Origin of the sequence: Subtercola boreus (assembly GCF_003399625.1) — a bacterium.
GTDB classification, from domain to species: Bacteria; Actinomycetota; Actinomycetes; order Actinomycetales; family Microbacteriaceae; genus Subtercola; species Subtercola boreus_C.
On sequence record NZ_NBXA01000023.1, the window covers coordinates 50,274 to 67,875 of the forward strand.

The 17,602-nt window shown below is 67.6% G+C and carries 11 protein-coding genes; 2 read left to right on the plus strand and 9 right to left on the minus strand.

Annotated features, from left to right (window positions below; genetic code table 11):
• Positions 1 to 20 precede the first annotated feature (20 nt).
• Positions 21 to 1,673: an iron uptake transporter permease EfeU gene (gene efeU / locus B7R21_RS12250; protein ID WP_116283543.1), complete on the minus strand. Its 1,653-nt coding sequence runs from the start codon at positions 1,671 to 1,673 to the stop codon at positions 21 to 23.
• Between the two features lie 198 nt (positions 1,674 to 1,871).
• Here efeU and B7R21_RS20735 point away from each other — a divergent pair, with 198 nt between their 5' ends.
• Entirely contained in the window at positions 1,872 to 4,472 is a 2,601-nt protein-coding gene (locus B7R21_RS20735) for a bifunctional 3'-5' exonuclease/DNA polymerase (RefSeq protein ID WP_253259787.1), read from the plus strand.
• Positions 4,473 to 5,020: 548 nt separating this feature from the next.
• Here the strand turns inward: B7R21_RS20735 and typA are convergent.
• From typA to B7R21_RS12285, 5 genes are all read right to left on the minus strand, one after another.
• Positions 5,021 to 6,934 carry a translational GTPase TypA gene (gene typA, locus B7R21_RS12265; protein ID WP_116283544.1) on the minus strand — a complete coding sequence of 638 codons (1,914 nt, stop codon included), beginning with the start codon at positions 6,932 to 6,934 and terminating at the stop codon, positions 5,021 to 5,023.
• A 143-nt stretch (positions 6,935 to 7,077) separates the two neighbouring features.
• Positions 7,078 to 8,832: a dipeptide ABC transporter ATP-binding protein gene (locus B7R21_RS12270; protein WP_172592154.1), complete on the minus strand. Its 1,755-nt coding sequence runs from the start codon at positions 8,830 to 8,832 to the stop codon at positions 7,078 to 7,080.
• A complete protein-coding gene (locus B7R21_RS12275; protein WP_116283545.1) occupies positions 8,829 to 9,809 on the minus strand; it encodes an ABC transporter permease in 981 nt (326 codons plus the stop codon). Before B7R21_RS12275 ends, B7R21_RS12270 begins: the two co-directional genes overlap by 4 nt.
• The gene (locus B7R21_RS12280; RefSeq protein ID WP_116283546.1) at positions 9,799 to 10,728 is read right to left on the minus strand and encodes an ABC transporter permease; all 930 of its coding nucleotides are present in this window, start codon (positions 10,726 to 10,728) and stop codon (positions 9,799 to 9,801) included. Before B7R21_RS12280 ends, B7R21_RS12275 begins: the two co-directional genes overlap by 11 nt.
• 131 nt (positions 10,729 to 10,859) lie before the next feature.
• Entirely contained in the window at positions 10,860 to 12,470 is a 1,611-nt protein-coding gene (locus B7R21_RS12285; RefSeq protein WP_116283693.1) for a peptide ABC transporter substrate-binding protein, read from the minus strand.
• 212 nt (positions 12,471 to 12,682) lie between these two features.
• Here B7R21_RS12285 and B7R21_RS12290 point away from each other — a divergent pair, with 212 nt between their 5' ends.
• The gene (locus B7R21_RS12290; RefSeq protein ID WP_116283547.1) at positions 12,683 to 13,453 is read left to right on the plus strand and encodes a CPBP family intramembrane glutamic endopeptidase; all 771 of its coding nucleotides are present in this window, start codon (positions 12,683 to 12,685) and stop codon (positions 13,451 to 13,453) included.
• Between the two features lie 22 nt (positions 13,454 to 13,475).
• Here the strand turns inward: B7R21_RS12290 and B7R21_RS12295 are convergent, their stop codons facing one another.
• Genes B7R21_RS12295 through gcvH form a run of 3 tightly spaced genes read right to left on the minus strand, consistent with a single transcriptional unit; the run spans position 13,476 to position 17,601 of the window.
• Positions 13,476 to 14,252: a pentapeptide repeat-containing protein gene (locus B7R21_RS12295; protein ID WP_172592155.1), complete on the minus strand. Its 777-nt coding sequence runs from the start codon at positions 14,250 to 14,252 to the stop codon at positions 13,476 to 13,478.
• Between the two features lie 29 nt (positions 14,253 to 14,281).
• Positions 14,282 to 17,197 (minus strand): aminomethyl-transferring glycine dehydrogenase, encoded by a 2,916-nt coding sequence (gene gcvP, locus B7R21_RS12300; protein ID WP_116283549.1) that lies wholly within the window; start codon positions 17,195 to 17,197, stop codon positions 14,282 to 14,284.
• On the minus strand, positions 17,197 to 17,601 hold the full coding sequence (gene gcvH / locus B7R21_RS12305; protein ID WP_116283550.1) for a glycine cleavage system protein GcvH: 405 nt from the start codon (positions 17,599 to 17,601) through the stop codon (positions 17,197 to 17,199). The genes gcvP and gcvH overlap by 1 nt, the downstream gene beginning before the upstream one ends.
• Position 17,602: the final 1 nt, after the last annotated feature.

Below are 17,602 nucleotides of genomic sequence, written 5' to 3' on the forward strand. Positions count from 1 at the left end.
GGTGAAGCTCCTTCTCAGGGTCAGCTGTGTGCAGAGATGGTGGTGCGTACGGGGGGATTCTGGATGCCCGTGTCGTCATCGGGAACGTCGGCGACTGTTCCCACGCCCCCGCCGACGACGCCGGAATTACGGCGCTTCGCGGCCCGGAGGCCCCGTGCGCCGAACAGCGCAAGAACGAGAGCGGCCACCGCGAGAACGAGTGGCAGGTAGTACCGAAAGAGTGCGGCCTCGTCGGCTGCCGTGACCTGGTTCGCGAGCGCTGCCGCCACGAGCTCGGACTGTTGGGCATCCACCGTCCAGGAGACGGATTCCGGGGCGGTCGTGCCCCCGCTCACGGTGACGGTGCGGGGCGCCGTGAGGCCGCCGCCCGAGAGGCTCAACGTGGTGACCGAGTCGCTGGTGGCGTCGAGCAGGGTGTCGCCGGCGACCCACACGTGCTCGTTGAGGGTCACCTGCCAGACAGCGCTGAACGGCCCGGGGTTCTGGGCACGGTTCACTCCCACCGGGGTGCGGCCGCCGTTCAGCACGCCGAGCTGTTCGAGCGTGACGGTCGAGGGCACACCCGTCGGAACCGTCTGGGTCGTCACGGCCCAGGTGCGGGCATCCGTTCCCAGCCGGGTCTCGGATGTCGCGGCGCCCGCCGCGAGCACGGTCGACGTTGACACGCCCTGCACCGTGGACACGAGCTCATAGCCGTCTGCGGTCGGTGCGAGTAAAGCGGTTCCCACCTGCTGGCCGTCTGCCGACACGATCGCGAGCGGAGCGGTCGGGTGCGCCGCCCCACCGGAGGCCGGAACGGCGATGAGCAGCACCAGCGCGGCCGCGGAGGCGGTCAGAGCGATGCCGAACTGCACGCGGTACGAACGGATGCCCGGCCGGAGCGCATGCGGCCAGAGCACGAACAGCAGCACGGGCACCAGGTAGAGCAGCCAGCCGAGCACCTCGATCACCTTCGGATCCGCGGGGATGCCGAGAACCCCGGTGACCAGGGCGGCCTGCACAGAGCCGTTCGGGGCGAGCCAGGAGAGATCGACGGTGGCGGCCTGGCCGACGAGGATCCAACCGGCCTCATGCGCCGTGCGGAGCGCGCTCATCACGAGGCCCGCCGCAACGAAGACCAGGAAGACGCCCGTGACGGTGAAGAACCTGCCGAGGTTCAGGCGGATGCCGCCGCGGTAGATCAGGTAGCCGATCACGACCGCGAGGAGGAGACCGAACACGGCGCCGGCACCGGCGACCAGCGGATTGACCGACGACTGGAAGGCGGCCAGCAGGAAGACGCTCGTCTCGAACCCCTCGCGGAGAACGGCGAGGAAGGCCATCACGGCGAGCGCGGCGACAGAACCACGGGCCAGGGCATCGCCCGCGACCTCTTCGAGCTCTGAACGCATGTTGCGGGCGTGCTTCGACATCCAGACGATCATGACGGTGACCATCACGACGGCGACGGTGCCGATGATCGACTCCATACCCTCTTGCTCGGCCTGCGGGAGGCCCACCGAGATGATCTCGAGGATCACGCCGACGCCGATGCTGAGCACGATGGCGGCGATGACGCCGACCCACATCGACTTCAGCGAATGCCCGTTGCGCTTCAGGAAGGCCGCGATGATGCCGACGATCAGGGCGGCTTCGAGACCCTCACGGAGGCCGATGACGAATGTGGCTAACAACGGGGGTCTGGCTCCAGCAACAGGCGCGCAAGGTAAAGACGCGCACAGGATCGGGTGTTCGCCGGCTGGCCGAACAAAGGTAAGCCTACACTTAGTTAGGGTGGGCTGCACTGACTTCATGGACGGGCCAGCTGGTTTGCCAGCGGGGCACCCACTCCGTCGGCGGGGCAACCGGGGATGTCGGTTGCACCGGCCAGAATGGATGACGTGTACGTCGTCATCTCCGGGGCCAGCCGAGGCTCTGCCACCCTCACCTCGCTCGACGACTCCGGGATCGCCCATCCCGACGAACCGGCCACCACCCTCGACGGAGACGACCTCGTCGAGGCGGTCGAGGCGCTCGAACTGGAGAACCCGCGCTGGGTGTGGGCCGACACGGCCCCGCAGTACGGCTGGCTGCTCGCCCACGGGGTGCGCGTCGACCGGTGCCACGACCTCCGGTTGACGCGGGCGATCCTGCGATCATCCGCCCTCACCGAAGGCTCCGCCCTGGCGGCGTCGCCCCGTGGGGAGTTCGACGGACCGGCCCCGTTCACCTCGCTCTCGGGCCCCGAGGGCTCCTCTGCCACGGCCGACCGGAACGCCGGCCCGGTGCCGTTCGACTTCGAGGGCGGCATCCCGTCGCTGTCCTCGCGGGCCAGGGCATCCTCTGCTGCTACGGCGTCCTCGCCGGCCACGGCATCCTCTGCTGCCACGGCGTCCTCACCGGCCATGCCGGCCACACCGCCGGGCGCCTCCGATGACGAGAGGCTCGCAGAACGCACCGTGGCCGAACTGGTGCTGCAGCTCGACGCGATCCGCACCTCGACGGAGCCCAATCGGCTCCGCCTCCTGGTCGCGGCCGAGTCGGCCGGCGCGCTCGTGGCGGCAGAGATGTCGCACGCGGGGCTGCCGTGGCGGGAAGACGTGCACGACCAGCTGCTCACAGAGCTGCTCGGGCCGCAGGTCGAGCCGGGCCGGCGACCCGCCCGGCTGGAGGCTCTTGCCCAGGCCGTGCGGCGCGCGCTCGGTGCCCCGCAGCTCAACCCCGATTCGCCGCAGGAGCTCCTCCGTGCCCTCCGCGCTGCCGGGCTCGCCGTCACCAGCACCCGGTCGTGGGAGTTGCAGGGCATCGAGCACCCCGTCGTGCCGCCGCTGCTCGAATACAAGAAGCTCTCGCGGCTGCTGAGCGCCAACGGATGGTCGTGGATGGAGTCCTGGGTCACGAACGGCCGGTTCTTCCCCGACTACGTGCCCGGCGGGGTCGTCTCGGGCCGCTGGGCAACCCGCGGCGGCGGAGCCCTGCAGCTGCCGAAGCAGGTTCGTCGAGCAGTGACGGCAGACGACGGCTGGACCCTGGTGGTGGCGGATGCCGCGCAACTCGAACCGCGGATCCTTGCCGGTATCTCCGCCGACACGACCATGGCGGCTGCCGGCCAGGGCAAGGACCTCTATGCCGGCATCGTCGAGAGCGGAGCAGTGAAGACCCGCGCCGAGGCCAAGGTCGCCATGCTCGGGGCGATGTACGGCGCGACGACCGGTGAGAGCGGCCGACTGCTCCCCCGGCTCGGGCGGGCCTTCCCGACCGCGCTCTCCTACGTCGAGAACGCCGCGCGCGCGGGTGAACGGGGCGAGGTCGTGACGTCGCGCCTCGGTCGGAGCGCACCCCGCCCGCCAGAGGCCTGGTCGGAGACCCAGGCCCTCGCCCGGGAAGGTTCCCCCAACGAGGCCGCACAGCAGCAGGCCCGCCGCGAGGCCCGCGACTGGGGCCGCTTCACGCGGAACTTCGTGGTGCAGGCGAGCGCGGCCGACTGGGCACTCTGCTGGCTGGCCGACCTCCGCCGCCGCCTGGCGGCCCTGGCCCCCGCCGACGCGGACCTCGCCGACGCCGACGTGAACGCCTCCGACACTACTTCCGATGACGAAATGGTTGCCACCGCCGATACCGACACGCAGGTGGACGAGCTGGCCGCCGATCAAAGGGCTGGCGGCTGGGCCCCCGGCGGCGGCGGCGACACCGAGGCCACCGACGAACCGGCCGCCACGGCACACACTGACGCAGCATCAGCCACCTCTCCCGCTCCAGCCACCGGCCCCGGCTCGGCCATCGACCCCACCTCCGCGGATGTCGCTGACCTCTCCCCCGCCGACCGCGAGGCGGCGCGCGTCGCCGCGATCGAGGCCGAGATCGCGGAACGCGAGCGACGCAAAGCGGCCGACTCCCCCTTCAAGGCGGCCGACCCCGTAGCAGCGATGGCAGCCCGCCTCGCCGAACTCCGGTCGGCCGGCCAGAGCGTCCGCCCCGTGACCGCCCCCGCAGCTGCGTCACGCCCCGCCACCGTCGTAGCCCCCGCAGCCATGTCCCGGCCCGTCACCGCTGCCGCTGCGGAAGGCACTGCCCGCACGCCGGTCACCGCCCCCACGGCCACCCTCCGAACTGCTCTCCCCACGGCCGCCGCGAGCGCCGGCCAATATCCTGCCACCGGCACCCTCGGCTCCCCCGCGGCCCATGCGCCCTTCGCCGCCACCACCGTCACGACTGCAGCCACAGCCACAGCCACAGCCACAGTAGACGCCGCCGGATCGGTGCCCGCCACGATCGTGCCCGGCAGGGCGAAGCCCCCGTTCCGACACGCTCCGCACCTCGTTTTCTTCCTGCACGACGAGGTCATCGTGCACGCACCGGCGGCCCTGGCCGAGGAGGTGGCCGACGCCATCCGCGAGTCTGCTGCTGCCGCCACCCGCCTGCTCTTCGGCCGGTTCCCGCTCGACGTGCCGCTCGACATCTCCATCGTCGACTCGTACGCCGACGCCGACTGACCCGCACCGCGGGAGCCCCCGCCGCGCGCTCCCGCGCCCGCCACATCGCACCCGCCGCGCCGCCCGCGCCCGGCCACATCGCACCCGCCGCACCGCGCGCTCCCGCGCCCGGCCACATCGCACCCGCCGCACCGCGCGCTCCCGCGCCCGCCACATCGCACCCGCCGCGCCGCCAGATGGGCGCAGAACCTGCCGCCCGGGAGGAGGTGAGGCGATCCGGCGCAAATACGACCTCGGATGGGCCCAGCTCCTCCCGGGCGGGCGTATGCGGCGCCCTCACTCAGCCCCGAGCATCCGTGTGCCCGCGCGTGACCGACCCCGAGCATCCGTGAGCCTGACGGGTGGCACGAACGGGCGAACCTCGGGCGACACGGATGCGCATACGGGGTACTGTCGGCCCGGGTTCATCCGTTCGAACCGGGAAGCCACCGGCTGCCCGAAACCGTGTCCGTGCGAACGACGAAGCCCCCGCCAGCGAGTCAAGACTCAGCCGGCGGGGGCTTCGGGGTGCGGCTACGCCGCTAAAGGCTCAGAAGAGCCCCAGAACCCTACGCGTTCGCGTTCTGGCTCTTGACGCGCGACGCGCTCCGCTGGCGCGCCTGAGCCGAGAGCTCCACCTTGCGGATGCGAACCCACTCCGGCGTCACCTCGACGCACTCGTCTTCGCGGGCGAACTCGAGGGACTCCTCGAGCGTGAGCTTGCGGGACGGGGTCATGCGCTCGAACGTGTCGGACGTCGACTGGCGCATGTTGGTGAGCTGCTTCTCCTTGGTGATGTTCACGTCCATGTCGTCTGCGCGCGAGTTCTCGCCGATGACCATGCCCTCATACACCTCCTGCGTCGGCTCGACGAAGAACGACATGCGCTCCTGCAGGTTGACGATGGCGAACGGCGTGACGACGCCCGAACGGTCGGCCACGATGGAACCGTTGTTGCGGGTGACGATCGCACCGGCCCATGCGTCGTAGCCGTGCGAGATCGCGTTCGCGATGCCGGTGCCACGCGTGGTGGTCAGGAACTCGGTGCGGAAACCGATGAGACCGCGCGACGGAACGATGAACTCCATGCGGACCCAGCCCGTGCCATGGTTCTGCATGGTCGTCATCTGGCCCTTCCGAGCAGCGAGCAGCTGGGTGATCGCGCCGAGGAACTCCTCGGGCGCATCAACTGTCAGGTGCTCGAACGGCTCGTGCGTCTTGCCGTTGACCTGCTTGGTGACCACCTGGGGCTTGCCCACGGTGAGCTCGAAGCCCTCGCGGCGCATCTGCTCGACGAGGATGGCGAGAGCCAGCTCTCCACGGCCCTGCACCTCCCATGCGTCGGGGCGGCCGATGTCGACGACCTTCAGGGAGACGTTACCGACGAGCTCGCGGTCGAGCCTGTCTTTCACCATGCGGGCGGTGACCTTCGAGCCCTTGGTGCGGCCGATCATCGGCGACGTGTTGGTGCCGATGGTCATCGAGATGGCGGGATCGTCGACCGTGATGATCGGCAGGGGCCGAACATCCTCGGGGTCGGAGATGGTGTCACCGATGGTGATCTCCTCGATACCGGCGATGGCGACGATGTCACCGGGGCCTGCCGTCTCGGTCGGGAAGCGGGTGAGCGCCTTCGTGATCAGCAGCTCGGTGAGCTTGACGTTCTGAACAGAGCCGTCGTGGCGCACCCAGGCGACCTGCTGGCCCTTCTTGATGTGGCCGTTGAAGATGCGGAGGAGCGCCAGACGGCCGAGGAACGGCGAGGCGTCGAGGTTGGTGACGTGGGCCTGCAGCGGGTGCTCGTCGTCGTAGACGGGAGCGGGAACGTGCTTCAGGATGGCCTCGAACAATGGCTCGAGGTCGTCGTTGTCGGGCAGCGTGCCGTTCTCGGGCTTGTTGTTCGACGCGGCACCGTTCCGCCCGGAGGCGTAGACGATCGGCACGTCGAGCACAGCGTCGAGGTCGAGGTCGGGGTGGTCATCCGACATGTCCGAGGCGAGGCCGAGCAGGAGGTCCTGGCTCTCGGCGATGACCTCGTCGATGCGGGCATCGGGGCGGTCGGTCTTGTTGACGAGCAGGATGACCGGGAGGTTGGCCTCGAGCGCCTTGCGCAGCACGAAGCGGGTCTGCGGCAGCGGACCCTCCGAGGCATCCACCAGCAGCACGACGCCGTCGACCATGGAGAGGCCGCGCTCGACCTCACCACCGAAGTCGGCGTGGCCCGGGGTGTCGATCACGTTGATGACAATGTTCTTGCCATCCGCGTGCTTGCCGCTGTAGAGCACCGAGGTGTTCTTGGCCAGAATGGTGATGCCCTTTTCGCGCTCGAGGTCATTGCTGTCCATCATGCGGTCTTCGCCCTCGAAGTGGGCGTCGAAGGAGTTGGTCTGCTTGAGCATCGCGTCGACGAGCGTGGTCTTGCCGTGGTCGACGTGGGCAACAATGGCTACGTTACGTAGGTCATCGCGGGTGGCTGACGCCATGGATGATCGTCCTCAATGTAATGCGGACTCAAACTGGTGGCGAGCCCGACGAATAAACGGGTTGGGGCAGCGACGCCCTCAGGAATGTGTTCTTCGCCGGGGCTCGCCCAGCAGGAGAATACACGCAGGTTGTGAACGCGGCGTTAAACTCCGAGGGCGATTCCAGCCCCGGGGATCGCGTTCAGCAACTCTTTAGTGTATTCCATCTGCGGGTTGTCGAAGACCTCATCCGTTGTGGCCTTCTCCACGATCTTTCCGCGCTGCATCACAGAGACATTGTCGGCGATGACCCGCACCACCGCGAGGTCGTGCGTGATGAAGAGATACGTGAGGTTGAGTTCGGTCTGCAGGTCGGTGAGCAGCTGCAGGATCTGGGCCTGCACGAGCACGTCGAGAGCGGAGACCGCCTCGTCGAGGATGACGATGTCGGGCTTCAGCGCGAGCGCCCGCGCGATGGCGACCCGCTGCCGCTGGCCACCGGAGAGCTCGTTCGGGTACCGGGTCGCGAGAGTCGACGGGAGCGAGACCTGGTCGAGAAGCTCGAGCACCCGGGCCCGGCGCGATGCCTTGTCCCCGATGTTGTGCGTGGTGAGCGGCTCGCTGATCGTGTTGCCGATGTTCCGGAGCGGGTCGAGCGAACCGTACGGGTCCTGGAAGACCGGCTGCATGCGCCGACGGAGGTCGAGCAGTGCCTTGCCCTTCAACGGCGCCGTGTCGGTGCCATTGATGAGGATCTTGCCCTCTGTCGCATCTTCGAGGCGCAACAGCATCTTGGCGACGGTCGACTTGCCGGAGCCCGACTCCCCCACCAGCGCCATCGTGGTGCCGCGCTCGATCTCGAACGACACGTTGTCGACGGCCTTGAAGTCGTCTTTGCTGCCACGGATCCTGTAGACCTTGGTGAGGTTCTGCAGCACGATCGCCGACTCGCGCTTCGGAGCTGCGGCCTGGAGTTCGGCGCGATCCTCAGCGGCCTTGATCAGGTCGAGCCCCTCGGCCGTCCTCGGCGCAGAGTAGTCGAGGTCGACGAGCGACTTCGAGCTCGACTGGATGCGACGCGATGCGAGGCTCGGCGCCGCCGCGACCAGGCGCTGCGTGTAGGGGTGCAGCGGGTTCTGGAGGATCTCCTTCGACGGACCCGACTCGACGACCTGCCCCTTGTACATGACCACGAGGTTCTCGGCGCGCTCGGCGGCGAGGCCGAGGTCGTGCGTGATGAACAACAGGGCCGTGCCGATCTCGCGCGTGAGCTTCTCGAGGTTGTCGAGGATGGTGCGCTGCACAGTCACGTCGAGGGCGGAGGTCGGCTCATCCGCGATCAGCAGCTTGGGTCGCGACGAGAGCCCCATACCGATCAGCACGCGCTGGCGCATGCCGCCCGAGAACTGGTGCGGGAACTGGCGGAGACGCTTCTCGGCGTCGCCGAGGCCCGCTTCCTTCAGCACGGCGATCGCGTGCTTCTTGATGTCGCTCCGGCCGGTGGCGATTCCGTTGGCCTTGATGGCCTCCTCGACCTGGAAGCCGATGCTCCACACCGGGTTCAGGTTCGACATCGGGTCCTGGGGCACGAAGCCGATCAGCTTTCCGCGCACCTCCTCCATCTCCTTCTGGGAGAGCTTGGTGAGGTCGCGGCCCTCGAAGAGGATCTCGCCGCCGGTGACCTGGCCGGAGCCCGGGAGCAGGTTGATCACGGCGTGGGCGGTGGTGGACTTACCCGATCCGGATTCCCCGACGATCGCGAGGGTCTCGCCCGCGCGAAGGGTCAGTGAGGCACCGCGCACGGCCTGGACCATGCCGTTCTGCGTCTGGAAGCCGACCTGGAGGTTCTTGATCTCGAGCAGCGGCGCACCACTGACGGTGGGCCGGGATGCGGTGGGCCGGGGTGTGGTGGAACTCAACGGAGTGCCCTCGCTTTCGGGTCGAGTGCTTCTCGAATGACTTCACCCATCAGGATGAAGGCGAACACGGTGATCGAGAGGGCGATCGACGGGTAGATCAGCGTCTGGGGGTGGGTGCGGATGTCGCGCTGGGCCTGGTTGATCTCGTTGCCCCACGACATGATGTCGCTGCCGAGGCCGACGCCGAGGAACGACAGGGTCGCCTCTGCGACGATCGCGGCGGCGAGCGAGATGGTGGTGATCGCGATGACCGGGGCGATCGCGTTCGGCAGCACGTGGCGGAACAGGATGCGGAGCTTCGAGACCCCGAGGGCGTACGACGCCATCACGTAGTCCGACTGCTTGACGCTCAGGATCTCGGCCCTCAGCACGCGGGCCGTGGAGGGCCACGCGAAGATGCCGATGGCGAGCGAGATCGTCCAGACGCTCCGGTACTCGGAGAGCACCGACATGATGACCACGGCGGCCAGGATGTAGGGGATCGAGAAGAAGATGTCGCCGATACGGGAGAGGAACGAGTCGAGCCATCCGCCGTAGAAGCCGGCGAAGGCGCCGAACACGACACCCAGCACCGTGGTGAGGAGGATCACGATGATGCCCACTGTCAACGATGTGGAGGTGCCGTTGATGATGCGCGAGTAGACGTCGCAGCCCTGCTTCGTGAAGCCGAGTGGATGACCGTCCGTCGGTCCGCCGTTCGAGAGCGCGAGCTGGCAGTCGTTGTTCGGAGCCACCGAGGTGAAGAGCCCGGGGAGGATCGCAACGACCAGGACGAGCAGAATGAGAACGCCCGAGATCCAGAAGATGGGCCGGCTGCGAGCATCCCGCCAGGCGTCGATCCAGAGGTTCGAGGGCTTCTCGGCGACCTTGACGACGTCGATGGCGACGAGCGGGGTCTCTTCGAGGGGGGCGACGAAATGGTTGGCCGAGCGGGCCGGCGTACTGGTCACCGGCGACTCGTTGACGTCATTTGACATAGCGGATCCTTGGGTCGAGCAGGCCGTAGAGCAGGTCCACGGCGAGGTTCACGAGGAGATAGATCAGAACCATCACGGTCACGAAGGAGACGACCGTCGGCCCCTCACCCCGGATGATCGCCTGATAGAGGGTGTTGCCGACGCCGGGCACGTTGAAGATGCCCTCGGTGACCGTGGCTCCGACCAGCAGCACGCCGAAGTCGGTGGCGAGGTAGGTCACCACGGGGATCAGCGAGTTGCGGAGGATGTGCACGGGAATGATGCGGCGGCGGCCGAGGCCCTTACTGTAGGCCGTGCGCACGAAGTCGAGGCTCGAGGTCTCGATCACCGATGACCGGGTGAGCCTGACGATCTGCGCGAAACTGATGCTCGCCAGCACGATGGCCGGCAGGATCAGATCCTGGATCGGGGCGCCGTCGCCGACCGTCGTGCGCGCCCAGCCGAGCTGGACACCGAACACGAACTGCGCGACGAAGGCGATGACGAAGACCGGCAGCGAGATCAGGATGAGGCTGATCGCGAGCGTCGTACCGTCGAACAGCTTGCCCTTCCGGAGGCCGGCGACCATGCCGACGAGGATGCCCGCGATCGTCTCCATCAGGAGGGCGATGACGGCGAGGCGCAGCGTCACGGGAAAGGTGCGGGCCAGGATCTCGATGACCGGCTGGCCGGAGAAGGAGACCCCGAAGTTGCCCTGGAAGATTCCGCCCATGTAGATCAGATACTGGACGATGAACGGCTGGTCGAGGTGATACTGCTGCCGCAACTGCGCGACGATGGCCGGGTTCGGCGTCTTGTCGCCGAACAGGGCGATGATCGGATCCCCCGGGAGGGCGAAGACCATGAAGTAGATGAGGAACGTTGTTCCAATGAAGACAGGGATCGCCTGGAGCAGGCGCCTGAGGATGTATCCGGCCATAGAAGCTCAGCCTCGGTTTTCGGTTAGCGTGGTGCACATTCGGGCGATTCGACCTCACTGTGAAGAGTACGGGATCAAACTACAGGGGCGACAGCGTGAATGCTGTCGCCCCTGCAGTGGTCGGGCTGGGGTCAGCCCTTGGTGATCTCGTAGTACAGCGGAACCGAGTTCCAGCCGAAGTGCACGTTGGAGACGGATGTTCCGTAGCCACCGGTCACGTTCGAGTACCAGAGCGGAATGACGGGCAGGTCCTTGAACAGGATGGACTGTGCGTCCTGGTAGTCCTTGTTCGCAGCGGCCGTGTCGGTCTCGCTCGATCCCTTGGCGAGCAGCGCGTCGAAGGCCGGGTTCGAGTAGTCCCCGTCGTTCGAGCCGGCGCCGGTCGCGTAGATCGGTCCCAGGAAGTTGAACAGACCCGGGTAATCAGCCTGCCATCCGGTGCGGAAGGCGGTCTGGATCGTCCTGTCGGTGATCGCGGTGCGAACCTGGGCAAACGTCGGTGACGGGGCGCCCGAGGCGTCGATACCGAGGTTGTTCTTCAGGTTGTTCGCCACAGCGTCGACCCAGCCCTGGTGGCCGCCGTCGGCGTTGTACGCGATCTGGAAGGTACCGCTCCACGGCGAGATGGCGTCGGCCTTGGCCCACAGTGCCTTCGCGTCGTCGGCGTTGTACTTCAACACGTCGGAACCGGCGATGGAGTCACTCCACCCGTCGATCACCGGGGAGGTGAAGTCGGCGGCCGGGGTGCGGGTGCCCTCGAAGATCACCTTGGTGATGGTGTCGCGGTCGATGGCCTCGGAGATGGCCTGGCGACGGAGCTGGCCCTCCTCACCGCTGAAGTGCGCGAGGCGCCCCGGGATGGTGAACGACTGGAAGATCGCAGCGGGCTGGTTGACCGCACGGTCACCGAGGTCGGTGGTGTAGGTCTGGTACGCGCTGTCGGGGATCTGGTCGATCACGTCGACGGCGTTCGACTGCAGGTCGGCGTAGGCCGCGTCGGCGCTGGCGTAGAACTTGATCGTCAGGCCACCGTTCTGAGCCTTGCGTCCGCCGGTGTAGTCGGGGTTCGCGACGAGGTCGATCTTGACATTGTGCTGCCAGGCACCCGTCGAAGCCAGCTTGTACGGGCCGTTTCCGATCGGGTTCTCACCGAAGGCGGCGAGGTCGGTGAACGCCACTGAGGGCAGCGGCATGAAGGCCGTGTAGCCGAGGCGCAGCGGGAAGTCCGACTGCGGAGACGTGAGCTTGACCGTGAACGTCTGGTCGTCGACCTTGGTGAGGCCGGTGAGCACCGAGTCGGACTCGGCGTTGTACCCCTCGATGTCCGCGAAGAAGTAGCTGTTGAGCTGGGTGTGGCTGAAGAGCGCACCGTACTGCCAGGCGTTGATGAACGAGTCGGAGGTGACCGCTTCGCCGTTCGTGAACTTCTCGTTCGGCTTGATCTTGATCGTGAACGTGGTCGAGTCGGTCGTCGTGATCGAGTCGGCCACGTCGTTCTGAGGCGCACCCTTCTCGTCGTAGTAGACGAGCCCGGCGAAGATGTTGTCCGTGATCTTTCCGCCACCGGTTTCGTTGGTGTTGGTCGGGATCAGCGGGTTCTGCGGCTCGGAGCCGTTGGTGCTGATGATCGCGGTCGTGTTCGCGCTCGTGGTCGATGTGCTGGCACCGCCACCCGAGCAACCCGTGAGCACGAGTGCACTGGCGACAGCCAGAGCCGCGAAGCCCACTCCGTAACGTTTGATTCTCAATGTTCCTCCTGTGCAACTTGGGCAAGTCGAGGCCGCGCTCGAGCCGGAACTCGTGCGCGATGACTACCGAGTACCCTAAAAGGGGGCGCGCACATAACCAAATGCGTGTGAAAAAAGTTACATACTAGAAACTAAAATCACCGTTTTGTTGTGCTCTTCGCACATTCTTGGTGTATTCATACGCTTCGACGCAAGAAAGCCGCGAGATGACGTCTCCTCAGTTTGGCCCTCGCCGTCGCCGGATGCTCGGCCTCGAGGTGCTCATCGTGCTGGGCCTGTCGCTGGGAGATTCGGCGGTGTATTCCGTCGTCAGGCTCATCGCGAACCTGACCCTCACGACCCCTCTCGGCTCCCAGACAGCGACGATCAACGGCAGTCTGAGCGACCGGCCGACGTTCGACCTGATCTACCAGCTGCTGGCGATCTTCTTCGCACTGCTGCCGGTGGTGCTGGCGTTCTACCTGCTCGCTCAGTCGGGGGTGAACCCGTTCCGGCGGTTGGGGTTCGACGCTCGGCGCCCGGTGTTCGACGTGTCGCGGGGGCTCTTCCTCGTGCTGGTCATCGGCGTTCCGGGCATCGCCCTGTACTTCGTCGGCCGGGCGCTCGGCATCACGGTGAATGTCGTGCCGGCCCCGCTCGACTCGTACTGGTGGACGGTGCCGGTGCTGATCCTGTCGGCCCTCCGCGCTGCGCTCACCGAGGAACTGATCGTCGTGGGTTACCTCTACGAGCGGCTGGCCCGGTTCGGCTGGCACAGATGGACGATCATCCTGAGCACAGCGATCCTGAGGGGCAGCTATCACCTCTACCAGGGAATCGGGCCGTTCATCGGCAACGTCGTGATGGGCGTGGTCTTCGGTTGGCTCTACCTCCGCTGGGGCCGGGTGGTGCCGCTGGTGATCGCGCACTGGATCATCGACATCGCGTCTTTCGTCGGCTACGCCTGGGCGCTGGCGACGTTCCCGCAGTTCTTCTAGGCGCTGGCTACTCCTCCAGGTGCTAGCTTCGCCCGCGCGGCCTTCGGGAGCCGAGGGCTCCGCGGACGACCAGGGCCACGATGCCGAGCAGCAGTACCCCGCCGCCACCGAAGAGGAGGATGTTCATTGTGCCCGCCGGCAGGCCCTGCGACGCGGCTCCCGAGGGCGCCCGGGCCGCAGGCGTCTCCGTGAATACAGGCACCGGCGGCGCCGTCGCGGTGGTCGCGGGTGTCGTCACGTTGATCTTGACGAGGGCCGTGGCTGTCTCGTTCGGGCGCGACGACGCGAACGAGCACACCACGCCCGACTGCCCGAGGGGGAACACCGCCCCGGACTCGACCGCCTCACCGGCGATCGTGCAACCGGTCATCGTGAGGCCTGTGGGCAGGGTGGGCGTGAGGGTGACGGCACCGCCGGTGGCCGAGTCCGCGGTGACGTCCAGGGTCGCCGGCAGGATGCCCGCCCCCGTGAAGTCCGCGCTCACGATGCGGGTGGCGCTGAAGTTCGTGCCCGTGAGGTTCGCGCCCTGGAAGTTCGAGTCCTGCACGTCGGCGCGCGCAAGTGTGGCCCCCGACAGGTCGGCACCCTGGAACGCCGACTGGGCGAGCTTCGCCCCGCTGAGGTCGGCCCCCGCGCACTTGCTCCCGCCGGACACCGGCCCGTCGACCGCGCGGTTGATGTCGCAGCCGTCGGAGGAGTACGCAGGGTCGGCAAGAGCCGGGGCGGCACCGGCCCCGACGAGCACCCCCGCCAGCACGAGGGTCGCCATCATCCGTGGGAGCAAACGTTTCTCAGACACCGTCACCATGATACGCCGCTGAGAAAGGCTCACCCCTCCTCGAACGCCTCCGGGGGCGGGCAGGCGCAGAACAGGTTGCGGTCGCCGTACGCCTGGTCGATGCGGCGAACCGGCGGCCAGTACTTGTGCGAGATGAGCGACTGCACCGGGTACACGGCGCGCTCACGGTCGTAGGGATGCTCCCACGAGCCCACAGCGATCGACTGGGCGGTGTGCGGGGCATTCACCAGCGGGTTGTCCCCCGCCGGCCACTCCCCTGCCTGCACGGCGTCTGCTTCGGCCTTGATGGCGATCATGGCGTCGATGAACCGGTCGATCTCGGCCAGGTCCTCGCTCTCGGTCGGTTCGACCATGAGCGTGCCCGCCACGGGGAAGCTCATCGTCGGCGAGTGGAAGCCGTAGTCGACCAGCCGCTTGGCCACATCATCGACGGTCACGCCCGTGGCATCCTTCAGCGGACGCAGGTCCAGGATGCATTCGTGCGCGACGAGCCCGTTGTCGCCGGCGTACAGCACCGGGTAGTGGTCCCGGAGCCGCACGGCCACGTAGTTGGCGGCCAGCACGGCTGCCCCGGTCGCCTGCTTGAGCCCCTCGGAGCCCATCATGCGAACGTAGGCCCAGCTGATCGGCAGGATGCTCGAACTGCCGTAGGGAGCGCCCGAGACGGCCCCTCCGGCGTGCACGACGGTGCCGGCGCCGGCACTCGCGCCAACTCCCACCAGCGGGTGCTCCTGCTTCTGCGCGAACGCGTGCCCGGGCAGGAATGGGGCGAGGTGCGCCCTCGCCGCCACCGGCCCGACGCCCGGCCCACCGCCACCGTGCGGGATGCAGAACGTCTTGTGCAGGTTGAGGTGCGACACGTCGCCCCCGAACTCACCGAACCGGGCGAAGCCGAGCACCGCGTTCAGGTTGGCGCCGTCGACGTAGACCTGGCCGCCGGCCTCGTGCACGAGCCGGCAGATGTCGACCACGTCGTGCTCGTAGACACCGTGCGTCGACGGATAGGTGATCATCAGCGCAGCCAGAGTGTCGGCGTGGCCGTCGATCTTGGCTCGCAGATCATCCACGTCGACATTGCCGAGCTCGTCGCAGGCGACGACGACGACCTTCATGCCGGCCAGCACCGCGGAGGCCGCGTTGGTTCCGTGCGCGCTCGACGGGATCAGGCAGATGGTTCGCGCCTCGTCGCCCCGTGAACGGTGGTATCCGCGGATCGCGAGCAGCCCCGCGAGTTCGCCCTGGCTGCCGGCGTTCGGCTGCAGCGAGACCGAGTCATACCCGGTCACCTCGGCGAGCCACGTCTCGAGCTGGTCGATCAGCGACAGGTAGCCGGTGACGTCGTCACGAGGGGCGAAGGGGTGCAGCCCCGCGAACTCCGGCCAGCTCACCGCCTCCATCTCGGTGGCGGCGTTCAGCTTCATCGTGCACGAGCCGAGCGGGATCATGCCCCGGTCGAGCGCGTAGTCGTAGTCGGCGAGGCGCTTGAGGTAGCGCATCATGCTCGTCTCGGAGCGGTGCGTGTTGAAGACGGGGTGCGTCAGATAGTCGGTGCTGCGGATGAGCGCAGCCGGCAGGCTCGGAAGCACCTCGGTGTACGTCGCGCTACCCCGAGGCAAGGCGTCGAGGGCATCGGTGACGGCGAGAAGGTCGGCCGGGGTCGTCGTCTCGTCGACCGAGACCGTGAGGGTGTCGTCATCGACGACGTTCAGCAGGTAGCCGCGGGCGTAGGCCGAATCGGCCAGAGCATGCGCCCGGCCGGGGACAGCCAGTGTCAGAGTGTCGAAGAAGTGCTCGTGCACCACCTCGAACCCGCCCGCACGGAGGGTCGTTGCGAGATCCCGGGCGCGCTCGTTCACCTCGGTCGCGATCGCCTTCAGCCCGTCGGGCCCGTGGTAGACCGCGTACATGCCGGCCATGATCGCCAGCAGCACCTGAGCCGTGCAGATGTTCGACGTGGCCTTCTCTCGGCGGATGTGCTGCTCGCGCGCCTGCAGACTCAATCGATAGGCGCGGTTGCCGACAGCATCCACACTCACACCGACGAGGCGGCCGGGCAGCTGTCGTTCGAGACCCTTCCGCACGGCCATGTAGCCCGCGTGCGGGCCGCCGAAGCCCATCGGCACGCCGAAGCGCTGGGTGGTTCCGACCGCGACGTCCGCGCCGAGCGAACCGGGCGACTCGAGCAGGGTCAGGGCGAGCAGGTCGGCGGCGACGACCGCGAGGGCTCCCCCGGCATGCGCCTTCTCGATGACCGGGCGGGGGTCGACGATGCGACCGGACGCCCCGGGGTACTGGATGAACACGCCGAAGCTCTCGGGAAGATCATCCGGTGCTGTGCTCGCCAGGTCGAGCTCGACGAGGTCGATGCCGACCGCCTCGGCCCGCGACGCCAGCAACGCCTTGGTCTGCGGGAGGGCATCCGCGTCGACGACGAACGTGTGGGAGGCCTGCTTGCTCGCGCGCCGGGCGAGCAGCATTCCCTCAGCGACCGCGGTCGACTCATCCAGCATCGAGGCGTTCGAGGTGGTGAGACCGGTCAGCTCGGCGACCATCGTCTGGAAGTTGATGAGCGCCTCGAGGCGGCCCTGCGAGATCTCGGGCTGGTACGGCGTGTAGGCCGTGTACCAGCTGGGGTTCTCGAAGACGTTCCGTTTGATGACGGCCGGCGTGATGGTGTCGTAGTAGCCGAGGCCGATCATCGACCGCTTCACGCTGTTCTGCGATGCCAGCGCTCGGAGCTCCGCGGAGACCTCGCGCTCGGTCGCCGGAGCGGGGATGACGGATGCCCGGCCGACCCCATCCGCACCGATCTCTGCGGCGTGGATCGACTCGGGCACGGCCGCCTCGACCAGCGCGTTCACCGAGTCGTAACCGAGCGTCTGGAGCATGACGGCCTGCGCCGCCGCGTCGGTGCCGATGTGTCGATCGACGAAGGGAACCGCCATCAGTGGGAGGCCTCCTCGTCGCTGAGCAGCGCCTGGTATTCGGGGTAGCTGAGCAGATCGGGCAGTTCGGTGAAGGCGACGCGGATGAGCCATCCCTCGCCGTAGGGGTCGCTGTTCACGAGCTCGGGGGAATCCTCGACGGCCGAGTTCTTGGCGAGGATCGTGCCGTTCACGGGAGCGAAGAGCTCGCCGACCGACTTGGTCGACTCGATCTCGCCGACCACCGAACCGTCGGCGATCTCCACGCCCTCGTCGGGCAGGTCGACGTACACGACGTCACCCAGTTTGTCGGCCGCGTAGGCCGTGATGCCGATGGTGGCGCTCGGTGCGGCACCGTCTGCGGCGGGCTCGAGGCGAACCCATTCGTGCTCGGCGGTGAAATGCAGCTGGTCGAAGTCGGTCACG

What these genes read in the sequence shown, in the direction of transcription:
- B7R21_RS12280 (WP_116283546.1), bottom strand. Translation starts at nt 10,728, where the DNA reads ATGGCCGGATACATCCTCAGGCGCCTGCTCCAGGCGATCCCTGTCTTC.
- typA (WP_116283544.1), bottom strand. Translation starts at nt 6,934, where the DNA reads ATGGCGTCAGCCACCCGCGATGACCTACGTAACGTAGCCATTGTTGCC.
- B7R21_RS12290 (WP_116283547.1), top strand. Translation starts at nt 12,683, where the DNA reads ATGACGTCTCCTCAGTTTGGCCCTCGCCGTCGCCGGATGCTCGGCCTC.
- gcvP (WP_116283549.1), bottom strand. Translation starts at nt 17,197, where the DNA reads ATGGCGGTTCCCTTCGTCGATCGACACATCGGCACCGACGCGGCGGCG.
- B7R21_RS12275 (WP_116283545.1), bottom strand. Translation starts at nt 9,809, where the DNA reads ATGTCAAATGACGTCAACGAGTCGCCGGTGACCAGTACGCCGGCCCGC.
- B7R21_RS20735 (WP_253259787.1), top strand. Translation starts at nt 1,872, where the DNA reads ATGGATGACGTGTACGTCGTCATCTCCGGGGCCAGCCGAGGCTCTGCC.